Raw genomic sequence first — 17,092 nt, forward strand, 5'->3', positions numbered from 1 at the left:
GGCGCCCCCTCGGACTTCACCGGCTCGTAGCATGGATGCATGCCCGTCTCCGGAGAGCTGTACGAACGCGTCTCGAATGCCCCCGCCGTCCCGCAGGGGCTTCCACTGGTGATCCTTTTGACTGGATTCACGGATGCGGGCAACGCTGTCTCCGGGCTCATCGACCACCTCCGGGACGTGAGCGACCTGCAGCCCATCGTGATGTTCGACAATGATGTGCTCCTTGATTACCGTGCGCGCCGCCCGATCATCGTGTTCGAGCAGGACCACCTGACCGAGTTTCGGCCGGCACGGCTAGAGCTGTCGCTGGCGCACGACACGCTGGGTCAGCAGTTCCTGTTGCTTTCCGGCTACGAGCCGGATTTCGCGTGGAACGCGTTTACCCAGACGATGCTTGATCTCGCCACGGAGTTCGGCGTCTCCGGCGTCAGCTGGGTGCATTCGATCGCGATGCCGGTGCCGCACACCCGACCGATCAGCACGACGGTCAGCGGCAACCGCAAGGAGCTCACAGCGAGTCTGTCGGTGTGGCGCCCGCGCACGCAGGTGCCAGCGACAGCGGGACATCTTCTCGAGTACCGCTTCGCCGAGCGTGGCGACCGCGTGGTCGGTTTCGTACTGCTCGTGTCGCACTACCTGGCTGAGACCGAGAACCCTGATGCGGTGATCGCTGCCGCTGACCGTGTCATGAGCGCTACCGGCATCGTGCTGGCGCTCGACGACTTGCGCGAGAGCCGTGAGGAGTACCTCGCCAAGGTGAATGATCAGGTGGCGCACAATGACGAGCTGCGCCAGATGGTGCAGACGCTCGAGCATCGTTACGACTCTTATATGGCAGGGCACACTCCAGGCGATATGGATCGCTTCGACGAGGGCGGTTTTGATGAGCGGGATCTGCCGAGTGCAGATGAACTGGCCGCCGAATTGGAGCGCTATCTCGCCACGCGCCCGCCGGGCGACGACGACAAGCGTCCGCGTTCCTGATCTCAGGCCGCCGAATGTGACCGGATGGCAGTTCGTGTGACATACTGGTTGTCTGACCCGTTGTCAATCGTCTGCCGTAAGGCTGGCGACTTGACAAGGGTCTTACTAGTGTCCGAAATGTCCCGGGGCGGGTAACGATGCCCCGTGAAAGGCGAAACGTGACTCCTGCCGCGACCAAAAACTCCAGGACGACGACGACCGCAGCCGAGGGTGAGGCTGTCGAGACCGAAGAAGCCACCGCTGCCACGAAGAAGCCGGCGGCGAAGAAGGCTCCAGCTACGACGAAGGCTGCTGCGACGAAGGCTGCTGCCGCAGCGAAGGCTCCTGCCGCGAAGAAGCCGGCGGCGAAGAAGGCCCCTGTCAAGCGCAAGAAGGCCGACGACCTCGTCGACGATGATGCCGTTGACGCGGATGCCGTCGCAGAGGACGAGGACGAGGACAAGAAGCCTGTCTTCACCGAGCCGCTGCCGACCGGCGCTATCGTTCTCACGTCGAAAGACGAAGACGATGTCCCTGTCTATTCGTCGCAGATCACCGGTGCTACCGCTGACCCGGTCAAGGACTATCTGAAGCAGATCGGTAAGGTCGCACTGCTGAACGCGGCCGAAGAGGTCGAGCTCGCGATGCGCATCGAAGCTGGCCTGTTCGCCGAAGAGAAGCTCTCGGACATGACGGACACCGAGAAGACCAACCAGCTGGGTCTCGACCTGCAGTGGGTCGCACGTGACGGTCAGCGAGCGAAGAGCCACCTGCTCGGCGCAAACCTCCGCCTCGTGGTCTCGCTCGCCAAGCGTTACACCGGCCGTGGCATGCAGTTCCTCGACCTGATCCAGGAGGGCAACCTGGGCCTGATCCGTGCGGTCGAGAAGTTCGACTACACCAAGGGCTTCAAGTTCTCCACGTACGCCACCTGGTGGATCCGTCAGGCGATCACTCGCGCGATGGCTGACCAGGCTCGCACGATCCGCATCCCGGTGCACATGGTCGAGGTCATCAACAAGCTGGCCCGCGTGCAGCGCCAGATGCTGCAGGACCTCGGTCGCGAGCCCACTCCGGAAGAGCTCAGCCGTGAGCTCGACATGACGCCGGAGAAGGTCGTCGAGGTGCAGAAGTACGGCCGCGAGCCCATCTCGCTGCACACTCCGCTCGGTGAAGACGGTGACAGCGAGTTCGGTGACCTCATCGAGGACACCGAGGCTGTCGTACCTGCCGACGCGGTGGGCTTCACGATGCTTCAGCGCCAGCTCGAGCAGCTTCTTGACTCGCTCTCCGAGCGTGAGGCCGGCGTGATTCGCATGCGCTTCGGTCTCGGCGACGGTCAGCCCAAGACGCTCGACCAGATCGGTGACACCTTCGGCGTGACGCGTGAGCGCATCCGCCAGATCGAGTCGAAGACGATGGCGAAGCTTCGTCACCCGAGCCGCTCGCAGTCGCTGCGCGACTACCTCGAATGAGTCAGGCGAACGACGGTAAGGCGCTCGAAACGAGCGTCGACGGCAAGAAGTACGCGCGCATCCCGCTGCGTACGCGCGTCGTCATGCCCGATGACGATCTCGACGAGATCATCACGGAGTATGCCGCCGCTGCCGTTCAGCCCGGTGACCTGCTGTTCGTCACCGAGAAGATCGTCGCGATCACGCAGGGTCGGTCCTTCCGACTCGACGAGATCGAGCCTCGTAAGCTCGCACTGTTCCTGTCGAAGTACGTCACGCGCACGCCCTACGGCATCGGCCTGGGCATGCCAGAGACGATGGAGATGGCACTTCGAGAGTGCGGCACGCCGCGCATCCTGTTCGCGGCTGCCGTCGCGGCGGTGACCAAGGCTTTCGGACGCAAGGGCGACTTCTACCGTATCGCCGGTGACAAGGCACGTGCGATCGACGGTCCCACCAAGCACACCATCCCGCCCTACAACGAGGCGGTCGTGCTGGGACCGAATGATCCGGATGGCGTCGCAGCGCACGTGAAGAAGCTCATCGGCGGAATCGCCGATGTCGCAGTGGTCGATATTAATGACCTCGGCGGCAACATCCTCGGTTCCACCCTCGACAAGGCTGGCGAGCAGCGTCTTGTGAAGGTCCTCGGCGACAATCCGCTGGGGCAGGGACGCCAGTCGACACCTCTCGGTATCGTTCGCGAAGTCTGACGCACGCTTTCACACGAAAGAAACCCCGGATGCTGAGCATCCGGGGTTTTTCGTTGGGTGCCGTCAGAACCCGATGACCTGCTGGTAACGCGGTTTGTGTCCGGTGCGGATGCCGGTCACGCTGGGCTTGTTCTCGTAGACGCCGGCACCCCAGTTGCCCTCGACGAGTACGGGACCATCGGGGGAGACCACGATGTCCCAGCCGACGTACTGGATCTGCGGCACGACGCGGGCGACCTCGTCGATGAACGCACGCACTTTGTCCATATGTGGCAGTTGGAACTCCGCGATCGGAAAACCGGAGTCAGGGTGCGTCTCGTATACATGACCGTGCGAGTCGTAGCCGGCGCTCACTGCGTGACCGTTCTCGTCGAGCATCGTGTAGAAGCCACCGAAGGTCATCTGATCGCTCACCTCACCGCGGCCGAACTTCTGCGCCATCGCCAGGATGTGTGCCTTCTCGCCGTCGAAGAACGCGGTGATGCGGGTCGTATTGACCGTGCCAGGGCAGACAGCCGCGAGGTCTTCGTGCTGACGGATCACTTCTTCGATCAGCAGCTCACCGCGAGTGAGAAGGCCCCGGTGGAACTCTTCCCAATCCTCGACGTCTGCGGCGTGATAGCGGTGCACGCCGGTGCCGGCCTGACCCACCGGCTCCTTGGTTACAATCGTGCCCAGGCGCTGGGTGAACTCACGAACGGCTTCGGCATTGCCCTCCTCCACGATGATCCAGTCGCGGTGCAGGTGCGTGGAGAATATCTTGTCGAACTCGACCTTGTCCTGGAACATCCAGCGAAAATCAGGGTGATCGTACTTCTGTGACAGCTCATTCGACACCGGGTGCGTCATGAACGTGGCGCGCTCGGCGCGCGTGAGCATGGCGAAGTCGTAATCGATGTAGTCCTGGAAACCGACGTTGTGCCGTGCAGCAGACCACAGCATGTCGATGACGATCCCCGGTACGGCCTTGTGGTGCTGCGCAGAGGCTTCCTTTGCACGCTCGAACACTGAGCCGGTGTCGATGCGGCGGGCGCGAGCGATCAAGTAGCGGACGCGGGGCGCGAGGGAAAGACGTGACATGAGGCTCCGGAGGTTGGGGATTCCACCAGTCTACGTGGGGTGCGCCGGAGAAGCTGGTGGGCGAAGCTAGTGTGGAGGGCGTGGGTGAAATGACTTCCAGCTCGGCGATACGGGCCCTGATTTCACGCTCGGCGTTGGCGGATGCCGCGGTTGTTGCTGTCGCAGCCGGAGGACGAATCGCGGATCTGCGTGGTGACGCCTACGGGCATGGCGTGCTGATAGTCGCGCGTGCAGTCATCGCGGCCGGTGCACAATCGGTGGTCGTTGATTCTCTGGAAGAAGCGAGACTCCTGAATCGGGAGGGCATTGCGTCGACGTCGTCAGGCGCCCCTGACATCGACGCGCGGCTGCTCTACGGCATTCCTGATGCGGCGAGCCGATCGGACCCACGCCCGGTGCTGCGCCTCACCGGGCGCATCCTCTCTACAAAGGCACTGCAAGCCGGCGATGCCGTCTCCTACGGGTACACCTATCGCGCGCCCTCCGACGGCAACGTAGCCCTTGTGACAGGCGGCTATGCGCAGGGGATAGTCCGTGCTCTGGGAAACCGTGCGCACGTGGAGATCGATGGGGTGCTGCGGCCCATCATCGGGCGCGTCGCGATGGATGTGTGCGTTATCGACCTGGATGGCGTGGACGCCGCGCCTGGCGATGAGATCACGTTCTTCGGCGGTCAAGGCCCCGCGGCACACCAGCTAGCGGAATGGGCCAGTGTGACCGGGATGACGTCCGCAGAGCTGCTCACCGTTGCAGCGAAACACGCCGTGCGCGGGGAAGAGGACTGATGCAACCGATCCTTCACATCTCACGAGCGCAGTTCCTCACGAATCTTGACGCCGTGCGCGCGCGGATTTCTCCGTCTGCGCTCATGCTCGTCATGAAGGACGACGCCTACGGCCACGGCATCGACTGGGCAGTGGATGCCGCAGCCACCGCTGACGTCCAGTGGTACGGGTCTTACGACGTGCGCACCGGCATCCGCATCCGGGAAGCACTGGGCGACCGGGCTGGTCGTGTGTTCGCTTGGGCGACATCGACAGTCGAAGAAGTCGAAGCAGCAGTGCGGGCGGATATCGATCTCGGAGTCGGCACGGAGGAATACCTGCGACTCGTGATCGCGACGGCCGAGCGCATCGGCGTTCTCGCCAGAGTGCATCTCAAGATCGATACCGGGCTTCACCGCAGTGGCATCCGCCCGGAAGCCTGGGCGGCCACTGCGGCGCTGGCACGTGCGGCAGAGCTGACCGGTGCGCCGGCCGTTGTTGGCGTGTGGAGCCACCTCGCAGAGGCCAGCGACGATGAGGACGACGAGGCGCAGACAATTTTTGTTGACGCAGTGGCTGCGGTGCGTGCGACCGGCTCGACCCCGGAGGCTCTGCACCTCACTGCCTCGGCAGCATCCTGGTGGCGGCCAGAGCTGCGCGGATCACTGTCACGGATCGGAGCCTTCTGTTATGGCATCCGCTCCGCTGATGGTCCCGAGCTCGAAGGGATCCGACCGATCAGTGCGCTCAGCGCCTCTGTGCAGGAAGTTCACGACGATCATGTGGTCGTGGGAATCGGCGCGTTCGATGGGTTGCCCTCCACGCTCAGCGGCATACAGGTGGGCACACCTGCCGGTAGCAGGGAACTGCGAAGTGTCGCTCAGACGACCTCAGAGGTCTCCACCTGGCCGGGGGCGTCGATCGGCGATGCGGTGTGGATACTCGGACCCGGTGAACACGGGGAGCAGACGGCCACGACACTCGCCGAGCACATCGACACCGTCGGGGAAGAAATAATCACCCGCCTCACCTCAAGGGTTAGACGGGTGATAAGCGACGGGTGATAGTGGGCTGAGAAGTCGACTGTCAGACGGCGTCGACGAGACGGGCAGTCTCGTCATGCCAAGAGGTCGCGACGCTCCGAAGCTTCTCTTCGTACTTGCGGCCGTGGTGGGCGCAGAAGAGCAGTTCGGAACCGTTGACCTCGGCGGCGATATAGGCCTGTGCGCCGCAAGAGTCGCAACGGTCGGCCGCGCTCAGACGGTACTCGACAGTGGAGGTCTCACGTTCGGTTGTAGCGTTCATCTCGGTGCCTCCTCGGGTATCGGCTTCCGGTTGGAATGTGCTCAATACAACCACGAACCACTGTGAGTCATGCCCGGAAGGCGGCGTGTTTCGCTCACCGCGTAGCGCGCGGGCCCAGGCATGCCCGCAGTGGGGAGTGTCTGCGGACCTGCGGGGGCTGTCGAGAATAGAATTGATGATTGTGACCTCCGAGTATTCCGCCCACCATCTTCAGGTGCTTGAAGGGCTCGAAGCGGTCCGCAAGCGCCCCGGCATGTACATCGGGTCGAACGGTTCACCCGGGCTCATGCATTGCCTCTGGGAGGTCATCGACAACTCGGTAGACGAGGCAGTCGCCGGCAATGGCGCTCGCATCGACACCATCCTGCACGCCGACGGCAGCGTCGAGGTCCACGACCGCGGTCGCGGTATCCCGGTCGATATCGAACCGCGCACCGGTCTCACCGGTGTCGAGGTCGTCTTCACGAAGCTGCACGCGGGTGGAAAGTTTGGCGGCGGATCGTACGCAGCATCCGGCGGTCTGCACGGTGTTGGTGCCTCGGTCGTGAACGCGCTGTCTGAGCGGCTCGACGTCGAGGTCGATCGCGGCGGCAAGACCTACGGCATGTCGTTTCATCGTGGTGAGCCTGGCTCCTTCCTTGACAGTGGCGAGAAACGGCCGGATGCTCCGTTCACCCCGTTCGAGAAGAGCAGCGAGCTACAGGTCATCGGCAAGGCCAAGCGTGGCGTGACCGGCACCAGGGTGCGCTACTGGGCGGATCGACAGATCTTCACCAAGGATGCGGCCTTCCAGCTCGCCGAGCTCGAGACCCGCGCGCGTCAGACCGCCTTCCTCGTGCCGGGGCTCGAACTCGTCATCCGTGATGAACGGGGCGAAGAGAAGGTAGAGACCTCGTATCGCTACGAGGGTGGCATTGCTGAGTTTGTCGACTACCTCGCCACGGATGCTCCGGTGACTGACACCTGGCGCATCCAGGGCACGGGTTCCTTCAAAGAGACCGTCCCGGTGCTGCAGGCCAATGGGCACATGGCCTCGCAGGAGGTCGAACGCGAGTGCCGCGTCGATATCGCGATGCGCTGGGGTACCGGCTATGACACGGCGACCCGCTCGTTCGTGAACATCATCGCGACGCCTAAGGGCGGTACGCACCAGCAGGGCTTCGAGCAGGAACTGCTCAAGGTGTTGCGTGCACAGGTCGATCAGAACTCGCGTCGACTGAAGGTCGGCAACGACAAACTTGAGAAAGACGATGTCATGGCGGGGCTGACCGCGGTGCTCACCGTCGAGGTGCCAGAACCGCAGTTCGAGGGTCAGACCAAGGAAGTGCTCGGCACTCCGGCCGTGCGCCAAGTCGTCGCGCAGATACTTCGTAAGGAACTCGGGGCACGCTTCACCTCGACCAAGCGAGACGACAAGAACCAGGCGAGCCAACTGCTCGACAAGATTGTCTCCGAGATGAAGGCTCGCGTTTCTGCGCGCACGCACAAGGAGACGCAGCGCCGGAAGAACGCTCTCGAATCTTCCTCGCTCCCCGTGAAACTCGTCGACTGCCGCTCGAACGACGTCTCACGCAGTGAGCTTTTCATCGTCGAGGGTGACTCGGCACTGGGAACCGCTCGGCGTGCGCGCGACAGCGAGATTCAGGCGCTGCTGCCGATCCGCGGCAAGATCTTGAACGTGCAGCGCGCTTCGGTCGCGGACATGCTCTCGAACGCGGAGTGTGCCGCGATCATCCAGACGATCGGTGCCGGCTCTGGTCGCACGTTCGACATTGATACCGCGCGTTACGGCAAGATCATCCTGATGAGCGATGCCGACGTCGACGGTGCGCATATCCGCACGCTGTTGCTCACACTGTTCTTCCGGTACATGCGGCCGCTGATCGAGGCGGGCCGTGTCTTCGCCGCTGTGCCGCCGCTGCACCGCGTGATCGTGATGAACCCCGGCTCTAAGCCGAACGAGACCCTCTACACGTACAGCGAGCAGGAGCTGCACACGCTGCTCGCGAAGCTCCGCAAGACCAACAAGCGTTGGCATGAGCCGATCCAGCGCTACAAGGGTCTCGGCGAGATGGATGCTGATCAGCTGGCGAACACCACGATGGAGAAGTCCGGCCGTCTGCTGCGTCGAGTGCGCATGGAAGATGCCGAGGCAGCTGGTCGCGTGTTCGAACTGCTGATGGGCAATGAGGTTGCGCCGCGTCGTGAGTTCATTATCGACTCGTCAGATCAGCTGTCGCGTGAGGCGATCGACGCGTAACGCGTGGGGTGGCCCTTTGGGCGGCTCATGTGAGTGCGAAGTTGCTTAACCCTTGGTTAAGTGATTAACTCAACTACATGGAAAGTAACTTCGAGGATCAGCGTGACCCGGCAGGCATGCTCGAGACGCTCAGCATCGACCGTGGCCGAATCGGCGAACGGATCACGGCCGAAACCTGGTGGGCTGCACCTGCGCAGGGCTTGGGTGCGGCGCTTATCCTCGTGGCCCCCGCGGCCGGACTAGCATGGGCGTGGCTACCCTTTGTGCTCAGCGTGGGGGTGTTCGTCGGCGTTGAGGTGCTCTTTCGTAAGCGCAGTGGCTTCGGCATTACCCGACCGGCTGGTCCTCGCGGGTGGTGGTTGCTGGTTGCGCTCTTCTTGATCTTCTTCTTCTCGTTTGTGATCAGCCTGGGACTCGCGCTGTTCGGGCTGACCGGATGGGTGGTTGCCGTCGCTGTGGCCGTGGGCGTCGTCACCGCGCTTATCGTCGTGGCCTATGACCGTGCGTATGCTGCCGAGGTGCGCCATGCGGGCTAAACCCCGCTTTGACGAGGCGATCCACGCGCCCACCCGGCTGCGTCTGTGTGCGATGCTGCGCCCGCTCGCCGACGCGGATTTCGCAGCGATTGCCGCGACGCTAGAGCTCAGTGAGGCAAACCTGTCAAAAACCGTGAGAAACCTCGTCGAAATTGGCTATCTCGTCACGAGCAAGCAGGCATCGCCTCAGCGAACGGACGCGCGCCAGACGACCACAGTCAAGCTCACCGCGCAGGGGCGCCGTGCCTTCGATGGGCACCTCGCGGCGCTGCGGGCGATGGCGGGTGACTAGGGTGTGTCTCCCCGCAGGGGAGACACACTCTAAATAACCGGGCGGCCGATCGAGCCGATCACGCCGTCGATGAGCTGGCCTGATGCATCGCGCTTCGCCGGAGTCTCCGGAAGCGTGCGCACGGCACCGTCGCTGCCGACGGCATAGGCGGGCTCTGTGCCTACCCATGCAGCGGTGAGGCGATCCTCGCCCTTCAGGAAGGCGTGCGCACGCACACCGCCAGTCGCACGACCCTTGGCAGGGAACTCGGAGAATGCGGAGACCTTGGCCCGACCAGCGTCCGTTCCGGCGATCATGCCGTCGGTGCCGGAGACGGTGGCGACAGTGACCTCTTCGGACGGAATCACGACGCCGAAGAACAACACCGATGCACCGGCTCCGAGTTTGACGCCGGCCATGCCGCCTGCTGGCGCGCCCTGTGGACGCACTGCGGAAGCCGGGAAGTGCAGCAACTGCGCATCCGTCGTGAGGAAGACGACGTTGGCGTCATCGGGGGCGGCTGCCGCACCCACCACGCTGTCACCGGACTTGAGGCCGATGACCTCCTGCTCCTGACGCACGGGGAGAGCCGAGGCAACGATGCGCTTGACGGTTCCCTGTGCGGTACCGATCGCGATCGGAATTTCGGAGGCGAGATCAACCAGCGCAAGCACCTTCTCGGAACGAGACGTGATGCCGAGATAATCCCGCAGGGGTGCGCCGGCACCCAGTTGCACTGACGTCGCAGGTACAGACGGCAGATCGACGGGGGAGAAGCGCAGGAGGCGACCGGTACTGGTGATCGCACCGACCTCACCACGCACGGTCGCCGACACCGTCGAGAGGATCGCATCGTGCTTGCTGCGGCGCACCGGCCGGCTCAGTTCCTGACCCTCTGTGGAATCCACACGCACTGCGCGACCGGTCGTCGACAAAGCGATCATGGTCGGGGCATCCGCGATCTGCAGGTCGGACTCACCCGGCTTCGCTCGACGAGGTGCCGCCGGCTTCGCGTTCATCAGCAGAGTGCGCCGAGGTGTGCCGTAGGCCTCGGCTGCGGCATCCAATTCCTTCGCAACCTGAGCTCGCAGCAGCACGGGGCTGCCCAGCAGCTCACGCAGTTGCGCGATCTCGGCCTGCAGTGCATCGCGCTCGGTCTCGAGCTCGACACGGGAGAACTTCGTCAGACGCCGCAGGCGCAGCTCGAGGATGTACTCAGCCTGAGCTTCAGAAAGATCGAACACCGACCGGAGTCGCGAGCGCGCCTGCTCGGAGTCATCGGATGAACGAATGACCTGGATGACCTCATCGATATCCAGGATCGCGATGAGGAGGCCCTCAACGAGGTGCAGGCGCTCCTCCCGGCGGTTGAGCCGGTAACGGCTGCGCCTGGTGATGACCTCGAGTCTGTGGCCGACGTAGACGCTGAGCATCTCGCGGAGGCCCAGCGTGCGGGGCTGGCCCTCAACGAGTGCGACGTTGTTGATGCTGAACGAGTCTTCCAACGGGGTGAGCCGGTAAAGCTGCTCGAGCACGGCATTCGGGTCGAAACCGGTCTTGATGCCGATCGCCACACGAAGCCCGTGTTGGCGATCGGTGAGGTCATGGACATCACTGATGCCCTGCAGCTTCTTCGCCTGCACCGCATCGCGGATCTTCTCGATCAGTCGCTCGGGGCCGATCATGTACGGCAGTTCGGTGACGATAATTCCCGTACGCCGAGGTCCGATGGGCTCGACCGAGATCTTGCCACGCACCTTGAATGCGCCGCGGCCGTTCGTGTAGGCATCCTTGATGCCGTCCAGGCCCATGATGATGCCGCCGGAGGGGAAATCAGGGCCAGGCACGAACTCCATGAGCTCGTCGAGGGTCGCATCCGGGTTCTCGAGCAGATGTATTGCTGCCCCGACAACCTCGATGAGATTGTGCGGGGCCATGTTCGTCGCCATACCCACGGCAATGCCGCTGGCACCGTTGACGAGCAAGTTGGGGAAGGCCGCGGGAAGCACCGCTGGCTGCTGGAACTGGCCGTCGTAGTTCGGCACGAAATCGACGACGTCCTCGTCGAGGTTCTCGGTCAGCGCCAAGGCTGACGGGGCAAGGCGAGCTTCGGTGTAGCGAGAGGCCGCTGGGCCGTCATCCAGAGATCCGAAGTTTCCATGGCCGTCCACAAGTGGCACGCGCAGCGCGAAGTCTTGAGACAGGCGAACAAGGGCGTCGTAGATCGCGGAGTCACCGTGCGGGTGGAGCTTTCCCATCACTTCGCCGACGACACGCGCGCTCTTCACATGCCCGCGCTCGGGGCGCAGGCCCATTTCTGCCATCTGGTAGAGGATGCGGCGCTGCACGGGCTTGAGCCCGTCGCGAGCATCGGGAAGCGCGCGGGAGTAGATCACCGAGTAGGCGTACTCGAGGAACGATCCCTGCATCTCGCTGGACAGATCGATGTCCTGGATGCGCTCCTCGACGGGCTCGGCAGATTCGGTGCGGGGCATGGACTTCCTGGGTACGTTGCTGGGCCTGTGAAAGACTGGCTTTGATGTCTCTCATTCTACCGACCACGCCACCCTCCGCTCGGATTCTGAGCGGGGTGGCGGGCGACCTGATCGCTGCGCTCGAGGGCCCAGACGGGCCACTGGCAGCTGCCAGATCGGTCGTGCTGGTCATCGTGGACGGATTGGGCGCCATTCAGCTACGCGGGCACGCTGGGCACGCCAGGCATCTCACGTCTGGGCTCGGCAAGAAAGACGTCGCCTACTCGGTATTTCCGACGACCACGGCCGTAGCGCTGACGAGCACGCTCACCGGCGCAGAGCCCGGCGTGCACGGGCTCGTCGGTTACCGCGTACTTGATCGCTCGCGCGATGTGCTGGTGAACCAGCTCTCGGGGTGGGAGAGCGACGGCATCGACCCGCTCGTCTGGCAGCCGACGCCGACCATATTCGAGCGAGCGGCGGCGGCAGGCCACGCCAGCTATGCGGTGGGGATCTCCGCTTACGCACAGAGCGGATTCACAAAGGCGACGCTGCGAGGGGCTCAGTTCGTGGCAGCGAAGTCGCCGGCTGAGCGGGTTTCCATCGCGTATCAGTTGGCCGCAGACACGCCAGGATCGCTCGTGTACTGCTACCTGCCGGAGGTTGACAAGGCGGGACATAAACACGGCGTGGACTCCGCCGAATGGATCGCTGCGTTGGAGGAGATCGATGCGGCGCTGGCGCTGACAGTTCCGCGCCAGGTCGGCGTGCTCATCACGGCGGATCACGGCATGATCGACGTCCCTGCCCACCGCCAGGTGGTTCTGGAAGAAGGCGATCCGCGTTTCGCCGGCATCCGTCATATCGGGGGAGAGCCGCGCATGCTCCATATCTATCTGGAGCAGGGTGCAGACCCCGATGCTGTACTGGCCTGTTGGCGGCGCGAGAGCGAAGGGCAGGCGGACGTGCTCAGCCGGGCCGAGGCGGAGACAACCAACCTGTTCGGCGTGGTGCTCACGCCCGATGCGAAGTCACGCATCGGAGACCTGCTCGTGATCGCACGCGGCAACCGTGCGTTCTACGACGGTACGGCAGGTGACCTGCGCGCACGCGAAATGATCGGGCAGCACGGTGCCTGCACGCCAGAGGAACGCCAGGTGCCGTACATCAGGCGCGGCGCCTTCGCGAGCTGATCAGTCGTCAGTGCGGATCAGTCGTCAGTGCGGATCAGTCGAGCGAGTTAATCAGTCGTCAGTGCGGGCGCCGAAGACGATCTCATCCCACGACGGCATCGCATTGCGGCGCCGTCGACGACCAGAGGCATCGGATGTGGTCTCCTGCGGGGCCGGTTCGGGTTGCGGCTCTTCGTCGTGAGCGTCGGAGTCTTGTCCGAAGGCATCAAACAGGGCGATCGGGTTGGAGCTTCTCGGGCGCTCTGTGGGCTCGGAGTCCTCGTCGTCGAGTAATGGCGCGTTCTCTCGCTGACCACGGCGGCGGCGCAGCGCCTCCAGTAGGTCGGCTGTGTCAGCGCTGGTCGTCGACTGGTCGGGAGCGCGTTTGATGGCAGCCTGCTGCGCAGCAGCGTTTGAACGTTCCGGTACCGCTGATTCTTCGACATCCGCGTCGAGAATGGGCAGCAGCCTTGGACCGAACGCACCGGAATCGAATCGGCTTTCGTCCTTGTACGGCGATTCGACCCGCTCGCTGTCCACTGCACGAAGGCGAGGGATCAGACCTTCCGGTAATGACCCTTGGCGAGAGAGCTGCGTGGCATCGGCGTTCACGGGAGACAGCGAACTGCGGCGCGGGTCGAAGCCCCACCGAGCGTCGTGTGCGACCTCGTTGGCGGTGAACTCCAGCTTCACGATCCAGCCGGAGTCGTCTTTCCAACTTGCCCATCGTTCATCTGACGCACCGAGCTGGGCGAGCTTCGCCCGAATCGCCACGCCGAACGTGGGTTGCGCGTCGGGCTCGACTTCGCTGCCGATGAGCACGGGGACGGCGAGTGCCTGACCAATGACGTGCTCACGCTCTGCGAGTACGGGGACCTCGAAGCGCGCGACATCGTCGAGGCTGATGCCGAGAAGTTCAGCGACCTCGGCCGCGGCGAGGCCAGATCGGATGTGTGCCTGGATTTCACGGGGGCTCGCGGCAAGGCGCGGCGACTCCTGTGTGTCTCTCCGGCGGGCGCGACGGATCTCACGCTGAAGCACATCGTCGATGGCGAGTGTGAATCGCTCGCCGGATTCGGTGGCGAGGATCAGCAGGTCGTCTTCGGTGCCGATGATAGTGACGTTTTCCATGCGAATGCCCCTCTGAATGGGTGTTGTTTCATGGTGTCACGGGAGTGACCGCAGACCAGGGAATAGCCTGGGCGCGCCGTCAGTTTGATCTCGTATGCGCGACCGCATTTGCTATTTGCTCTCGCGTCGGGCAAACTATGCCCGCCACTACCCGTTGGCACACCACCCACAAGCACCATAAATGGAGATCTACCGCATGGCAACCGACTACGACGCCCCCAGAAAGAGCGAAGACGACTCTGAGTCGATCGAAGCTCTGAAGGAGCGTGTGCCGGACAAACTGTCTGGCACGACCGGCGACGAGGACTCTGACAACCCGTCGAATTTTGACCTCCCGGGTGCAGACCTCTCCGACCTCGACCTTGATGTCGTCGTGCTGCCAGCGCAGCAGGACGAGTTCACCTGCATGAGCTGCTTCCTTGTGCAGCACCGCTCACAGCTTGATCACGACGGAGCAGACGGTCTCATCTGCAAGGAGTGCGCTGCCTGACAGCAGTCGACCTCATGTTTACGCGCCCCGGCCAGTTGGCTTGGGGCGCGTTGTCGTCTCCCGGTGCTGACTCAGACCGGTGTGGATGCCGCGGCTTGTGCGTCGCGTATCGCGGCCGCCAAACGGTCGGGCGTTCGCGTGGAGATCGTCCAGTGCGTCGCCGGGTCATCTGGGTCGATGTTCGGAGCCACGATGATCCCGTCGATGCCGCTACGGATCAGATGCCAGCCGCGCGCGGGAAGCACGGAGCCTCGCGCCGCTTGCGCGTCAGCACCGGTAAGGACAGTCACCGGGCCAAGCCAGCGCGCATCGATGTGCGCCCGGCCGGCGCGGACCACAGCGCCGTCGACACGCACCATCGGTGACCAGGCGATGAGCGCGGTGATCAGCAGTGCACCCGCAGCGATGCCGATGAACAGTGCCGGAAGTGATCCCAGTGGTGTGAGCGTGAGCGTGACCATCGGGGCAATGACTGCCGCGGTCACGAGTAGCCACAGACTTGGCGAAAGACGCTCGCGATAGCGGACACGTGTGTCAGGTGTGGGCTTCTGCATTATCCTCTTGGGGTGAGTGATTCCGTTGATCTTCCCATTATCGCGTCTGTGATGCCGCACTACGCCCATCCGGGTGATGCCGGCGCAGACTTGGTGTCGGCCGAGGCCGTGCGCCTCGAGCCGGGACAGCGTGCGCTCATCCCTACGGGCGTGAGAATCGCACTGCCCGACGGATATGCGGCCTTCGTGGTGCCACGAAGTGGTCTCGCAGCCAAGCACGGCATCACGATCGTGAACTCGCCGGGAACCGTTGATGCCGGTTACCGCGGCGAGATCAAGGTGAGTCTGCTCAACACAGACAGTTCCAGCGCGTACGATGTGGCGGTTGGGGACCGGATCGCCCAGCTGATCATCATGCCGGTCACCCGCGCGAACTTTATTCCGGTTGAGGAGCTTCCGGACAGTGTGCGTGGTGCAGCCGGATTCGGCTCCACCGGATCCCAGGTGCCCACACAGGCAGCCGAGTAGGCAGGAACTTGTAAATGACTGAAGAGATCACCCAGCCGTCGTCAAAATCGGCTCCAGTGAACCGTGCCACCGAGGGTCCGTTCGATGAAAGCGAAGCGAACCCGATTCGCCCGTACATCGACCTCGGCGGCATCAAGATCCTCCCGCGCGAGGGCCTGAACCTGCGCCTCGAGGTGGAAGAGCAGACCAAACGCATCGTCGCTGTCGGGCTCGACTACGAAAATTCCTCACTGCAGGTCCAGCCGTTCGCTGCACCGCGCACGCTCGGGCTCTGGCACGAGACGCGCATGCAGTTGGTCGATCAGGTGCGCCAGCAGGGTGGACGTGTCGAGGAGCGCGAGGGGCCACTCGGTCATGAGCTGCTCGCCGAGGTACCCGGCCCAGCATCGGAAGGGTCGACGCTTCGCCTGGCTCGTTTCGTGGGAGTGGATGGACCACGATGGTTCTTGCGTGGCGTCATCGGCGGGTCCGCCGCATCCGACCCAGAGGCTGCGGCGAAGGTCGAGGATCTATTCCGCTCGATCGTTGTCGTTCGCGGTAATTCGCCAATGCCCCCGCGGGATCTCATCCCGCTGAAGATGCCGGCCACTCCCGGATCCGCGTGAACACCTCTGACGCATCCGCTGCACCTGATTCGCAGGACCCGAACGACGCGGAAGAGCAGGAGCCCTCGGCATCTGATCTGGTCGGTGCGGCCATCGGCTCCGCCGCGCGCAGGGCAGGGCTCGATCCCGAGAAGGATGCGCCGGCTGGCCAGATCGTCTGGCAGGTCATTGGCGGCTGGCGAGGCGTAGCCGAGTCGGTTCTGCCGGTGCTCGCCTTCATCATCACATTCACCGCGACGCAGAATCTGCTGCTCGCGCTTGCGCTCTCCGTGGGTGCGGCAGCGGTGTTTACCCTGATCCGACTGCTGACCAAATCACCACCGGTCGCCGCTTTGTCCGGGCTAGTCGCTGCCGTCGTCGCCGCTGGACTGCCGCTTTTCACCGGGCGCGCAGAGGATCAGTTTGTCATCGGTTTCATCACCAACATCGCGTACGGCTCTGCCTTTCTGATCTCCGCATTCGTGCGGTGGCCGCTGATCGGCGTTCTCGTGGGCTTTCTCGTGGGTGAGGGTCTCGAATGGCGAAGCGATCGGCGCAAGCGTCGCACGTTCTTCTGGCTGACCGTCGCCTGGGCCGTGCTCTTCTTCGCCCGCCTCACTGTGCAGTTGCCGTTCTATTTCGCCGGAGACGTGGCCACCCTTGGCACGGTGAAGATCATCATGGGCATCCCGTTCTTCGCCACACTTCTGGCGGGAACCTGGATTCTGTCTCGCCGGCTCTATCCACGCGAGTCGCGCCTGGATCAGGCATCCGCTTCGTGATAGATTTATCTTGATATCAAGATAAATTGTAGGCTTTCGCTTCCGTACCAAACGGCGCACACTGTTAGGTGTGCCTTGGTGGCAGCGGGCG

The 17,092-nt window shown here is 63.6% G+C and carries 18 protein-coding genes; 13 read left to right on the top strand and 5 right to left on the bottom strand.

The window, feature by feature from the left end; genetic code table 11:
• Nucleotides 1-39: 39 nt before the first annotated feature.
• The 3 genes from ACSU04_RS01500 (at nt 40) to ACSU04_RS01510 (ending at nt 3,130) form a co-directional block, all read left to right on the top strand.
• Nucleotides 40-984, top strand: coding sequence for a proteasome assembly chaperone family protein (locus tag ACSU04_RS01500; protein WP_439278118.1), 945 nt, complete (start codon nt 40-42; stop codon nt 982-984).
• A 158-nt stretch (nt 985-1,142) separates the two neighbouring features.
• On the top strand, nt 1,143-2,438 hold the full coding sequence (locus ACSU04_RS01505; RefSeq protein ID WP_439278119.1) for an RNA polymerase sigma factor: 1,296 nt from the start codon (nt 1,143-1,145) through the stop codon (nt 2,436-2,438).
• Nucleotides 2,435-3,130, top strand: coding sequence for a coenzyme F420-0:L-glutamate ligase (locus ACSU04_RS01510; protein ID WP_439278120.1), 696 nt, complete (start codon nt 2,435-2,437; stop codon nt 3,128-3,130). Before ACSU04_RS01505 ends, ACSU04_RS01510 begins: the two co-directional genes overlap by 4 nt.
• A gap of 63 nt (nt 3,131-3,193) precedes the next feature.
• Here the strand turns inward: ACSU04_RS01510 and ACSU04_RS01515 are convergent, their stop codons facing one another.
• The gene (locus ACSU04_RS01515; protein WP_439288200.1) at nt 3,194-4,210 is read right to left on the bottom strand and encodes a sugar-transfer associated ATP-grasp domain-containing protein; all 1,017 of its coding nucleotides are present in this window, start codon (nt 4,208-4,210) and stop codon (nt 3,194-3,196) included.
• Between the two features lie 89 nt (nt 4,211-4,299).
• On the opposite strand from ACSU04_RS01515, the gene ACSU04_RS01520 reads away from it, so the two are divergent.
• Entirely contained in the window at nt 4,300-4,995 is a 696-nt protein-coding gene (locus ACSU04_RS01520; RefSeq protein ID WP_439289399.1) for an alanine racemase C-terminal domain-containing protein, read from the top strand.
• Nucleotides 4,995-6,038 (top strand): alanine racemase, encoded by a 1,044-nt coding sequence (locus ACSU04_RS01525; RefSeq protein WP_439288201.1) that lies wholly within the window; start codon nt 4,995-4,997, stop codon nt 6,036-6,038. Before ACSU04_RS01520 ends, ACSU04_RS01525 begins: the two co-directional genes overlap by 1 nt.
• Before the next feature lie 22 nt (nt 6,039-6,060).
• Here the strand turns inward: ACSU04_RS01525 and ACSU04_RS01530 are convergent, their stop codons facing one another.
• Complete coding sequence (locus ACSU04_RS01530; RefSeq protein ID WP_439278123.1) at nt 6,061-6,279, bottom strand: DUF7455 domain-containing protein; 219 nt, start codon at nt 6,277-6,279, stop codon at nt 6,061-6,063.
• Between the two features lie 175 nt (nt 6,280-6,454).
• Between ACSU04_RS01530 and ACSU04_RS01535 the strand changes: the two genes are divergently transcribed.
• The 3 genes from ACSU04_RS01535 (at nt 6,455) to ACSU04_RS01545 (ending at nt 9,367) form a co-directional block, all read left to right on the top strand.
• On the top strand, nt 6,455-8,539 hold the full coding sequence (locus ACSU04_RS01535) for a DNA gyrase/topoisomerase IV subunit B (RefSeq protein WP_439278124.1): 2,085 nt from the start codon (nt 6,455-6,457) through the stop codon (nt 8,537-8,539).
• A gap of 77 nt (nt 8,540-8,616) precedes the next feature.
• Nucleotides 8,617-9,075, top strand: coding sequence for a hypothetical protein (locus tag ACSU04_RS01540; RefSeq protein ID WP_439288202.1), 459 nt, complete (start codon nt 8,617-8,619; stop codon nt 9,073-9,075).
• A complete protein-coding gene (locus ACSU04_RS01545) occupies nt 9,065-9,367 on the top strand; it encodes a transcriptional regulator (protein WP_439278126.1) in 303 nt (100 codons plus the stop codon). Before ACSU04_RS01540 ends, ACSU04_RS01545 begins: the two co-directional genes overlap by 11 nt.
• A 29-nt stretch (nt 9,368-9,396) precedes the next feature.
• Here the strand turns inward: ACSU04_RS01545 and ACSU04_RS01550 are convergent, their stop codons facing one another.
• Nucleotides 9,397-11,841, bottom strand: coding sequence for a DNA gyrase/topoisomerase IV subunit A (locus tag ACSU04_RS01550; RefSeq protein ID WP_439288203.1), 2,445 nt, complete (start codon nt 11,839-11,841; stop codon nt 9,397-9,399).
• A gap of 44 nt (nt 11,842-11,885) precedes the next feature.
• Here ACSU04_RS01550 and ACSU04_RS01555 point away from each other — a divergent pair, with 44 nt between their 5' ends.
• Complete coding sequence (locus tag ACSU04_RS01555) at nt 11,886-13,013, top strand: alkaline phosphatase family protein (RefSeq protein WP_439288204.1); 1,128 nt, start codon at nt 11,886-11,888, stop codon at nt 13,011-13,013.
• Between the two features lie 51 nt (nt 13,014-13,064).
• Here ACSU04_RS01555 and sepH read toward each other — a convergent pair whose 3' ends face one another.
• Entirely contained in the window at nt 13,065-14,123 is a 1,059-nt protein-coding gene (gene sepH, locus ACSU04_RS01560; protein ID WP_439278129.1) for a septation protein SepH, read from the bottom strand.
• A gap of 196 nt (nt 14,124-14,319) precedes the next feature.
• Between sepH and ACSU04_RS01565 the strand changes: the two genes are divergently transcribed.
• Nucleotides 14,320-14,613 carry a DUF4193 domain-containing protein gene (locus ACSU04_RS01565; RefSeq protein ID WP_439278130.1) on the top strand — a complete coding sequence of 98 codons (294 nt, stop codon included), beginning with the start codon at nt 14,320-14,322 and terminating at the stop codon, nt 14,611-14,613.
• 71 nt (nt 14,614-14,684) lie between these two features.
• Here ACSU04_RS01565 and ACSU04_RS01570 read toward each other — a convergent pair whose 3' ends face one another.
• Nucleotides 14,685-15,167, bottom strand: a complete 483-nt coding sequence (locus tag ACSU04_RS01570; protein WP_439288205.1) for a DUF3093 family protein — start codon at nt 15,165-15,167, stop codon at nt 14,685-14,687.
• A 12-nt stretch (nt 15,168-15,179) separates the two neighbouring features.
• Here ACSU04_RS01570 and dut point away from each other — a divergent pair, with 12 nt between their 5' ends.
• The 3 genes from dut to ACSU04_RS01585 are packed head-to-tail and all read left to right on the top strand — an operon-like array spanning nt 15,180 to nt 17,001.
• Nucleotides 15,180-15,635, top strand: coding sequence for a dUTP diphosphatase (gene dut / locus ACSU04_RS01575; RefSeq protein ID WP_439278132.1), 456 nt, complete (start codon nt 15,180-15,182; stop codon nt 15,633-15,635).
• A 14-nt stretch (nt 15,636-15,649) separates the two neighbouring features.
• Nucleotides 15,650-16,240: a DUF3710 domain-containing protein gene (locus tag ACSU04_RS01580; protein WP_439278133.1), complete on the top strand. Its 591-nt coding sequence runs from the start codon at nt 15,650-15,652 to the stop codon at nt 16,238-16,240.
• Nucleotides 16,237-17,001, top strand: coding sequence for a DUF3159 domain-containing protein (locus tag ACSU04_RS01585; protein ID WP_439288206.1), 765 nt, complete (start codon nt 16,237-16,239; stop codon nt 16,999-17,001). The genes ACSU04_RS01580 and ACSU04_RS01585 overlap by 4 nt, the downstream gene beginning before the upstream one ends.
• Nucleotides 17,002-17,092 lie beyond the last annotated feature (91 nt).

Origin of the sequence: Microbacterium sp. A84 (genome assembly GCF_051842815.1) — a bacterium.
In the GTDB taxonomy this organism is placed as follows: domain Bacteria; phylum Actinomycetota; class Actinomycetes; order Actinomycetales; family Microbacteriaceae; genus Microbacterium.

Bases quoted from the DNA above. Each gene is read 5' to 3' on its own strand.
- ACSU04_RS01500 (WP_439278118.1), top strand. From the start codon at position 40: ATGCCCGTCTCCGGAGAGCTGTACGAACGCGTCTCGAATGCCCCCGCC.
- ACSU04_RS01550 (WP_439288203.1), bottom strand. From the start codon at position 11,841: ATGCCCCGCACCGAATCTGCCGAGCCCGTCGAGGAGCGCATCCAGGAC.
- ACSU04_RS01565 (WP_439278130.1), top strand. From the start codon at position 14,320: ATGGCAACCGACTACGACGCCCCCAGAAAGAGCGAAGACGACTCTGAG.
- ACSU04_RS01535 (WP_439278124.1), top strand. From the start codon at position 6,455: ATGATTGTGACCTCCGAGTATTCCGCCCACCATCTTCAGGTGCTTGAA.
- ACSU04_RS01515 (WP_439288200.1), bottom strand. From the start codon at position 4,210: ATGTCACGTCTTTCCCTCGCGCCCCGCGTCCGCTACTTGATCGCTCGC.
- ACSU04_RS01520 (WP_439289399.1), top strand. From the start codon at position 4,300: ATGACTTCCAGCTCGGCGATACGGGCCCTGATTTCACGCTCGGCGTTG.
- ACSU04_RS01580 (WP_439278133.1), top strand. From the start codon at position 15,650: ATGACTGAAGAGATCACCCAGCCGTCGTCAAAATCGGCTCCAGTGAAC.
- ACSU04_RS01555 (WP_439288204.1), top strand. From the start codon at position 11,886: ATGTCTCTCATTCTACCGACCACGCCACCCTCCGCTCGGATTCTGAGC.
- ACSU04_RS01570 (WP_439288205.1), bottom strand. From the start codon at position 15,167: ATGCAGAAGCCCACACCTGACACACGTGTCCGCTATCGCGAGCGTCTT.
- ACSU04_RS01525 (WP_439288201.1), top strand. From the start codon at position 4,995: ATGCAACCGATCCTTCACATCTCACGAGCGCAGTTCCTCACGAATCTT.
- ACSU04_RS01530 (WP_439278123.1), bottom strand. From the start codon at position 6,279: ATGAACGCTACAACCGAACGTGAGACCTCCACTGTCGAGTACCGTCTG.
- ACSU04_RS01545 (WP_439278126.1), top strand. From the start codon at position 9,065: ATGCGGGCTAAACCCCGCTTTGACGAGGCGATCCACGCGCCCACCCGG.
- ACSU04_RS01540 (WP_439288202.1), top strand. From the start codon at position 8,617: ATGGAAAGTAACTTCGAGGATCAGCGTGACCCGGCAGGCATGCTCGAG.
- ACSU04_RS01510 (WP_439278120.1), top strand. From the start codon at position 2,435: ATGAGTCAGGCGAACGACGGTAAGGCGCTCGAAACGAGCGTCGACGGC.
- sepH (WP_439278129.1), bottom strand. From the start codon at position 14,123: ATGGAAAACGTCACTATCATCGGCACCGAAGACGACCTGCTGATCCTC.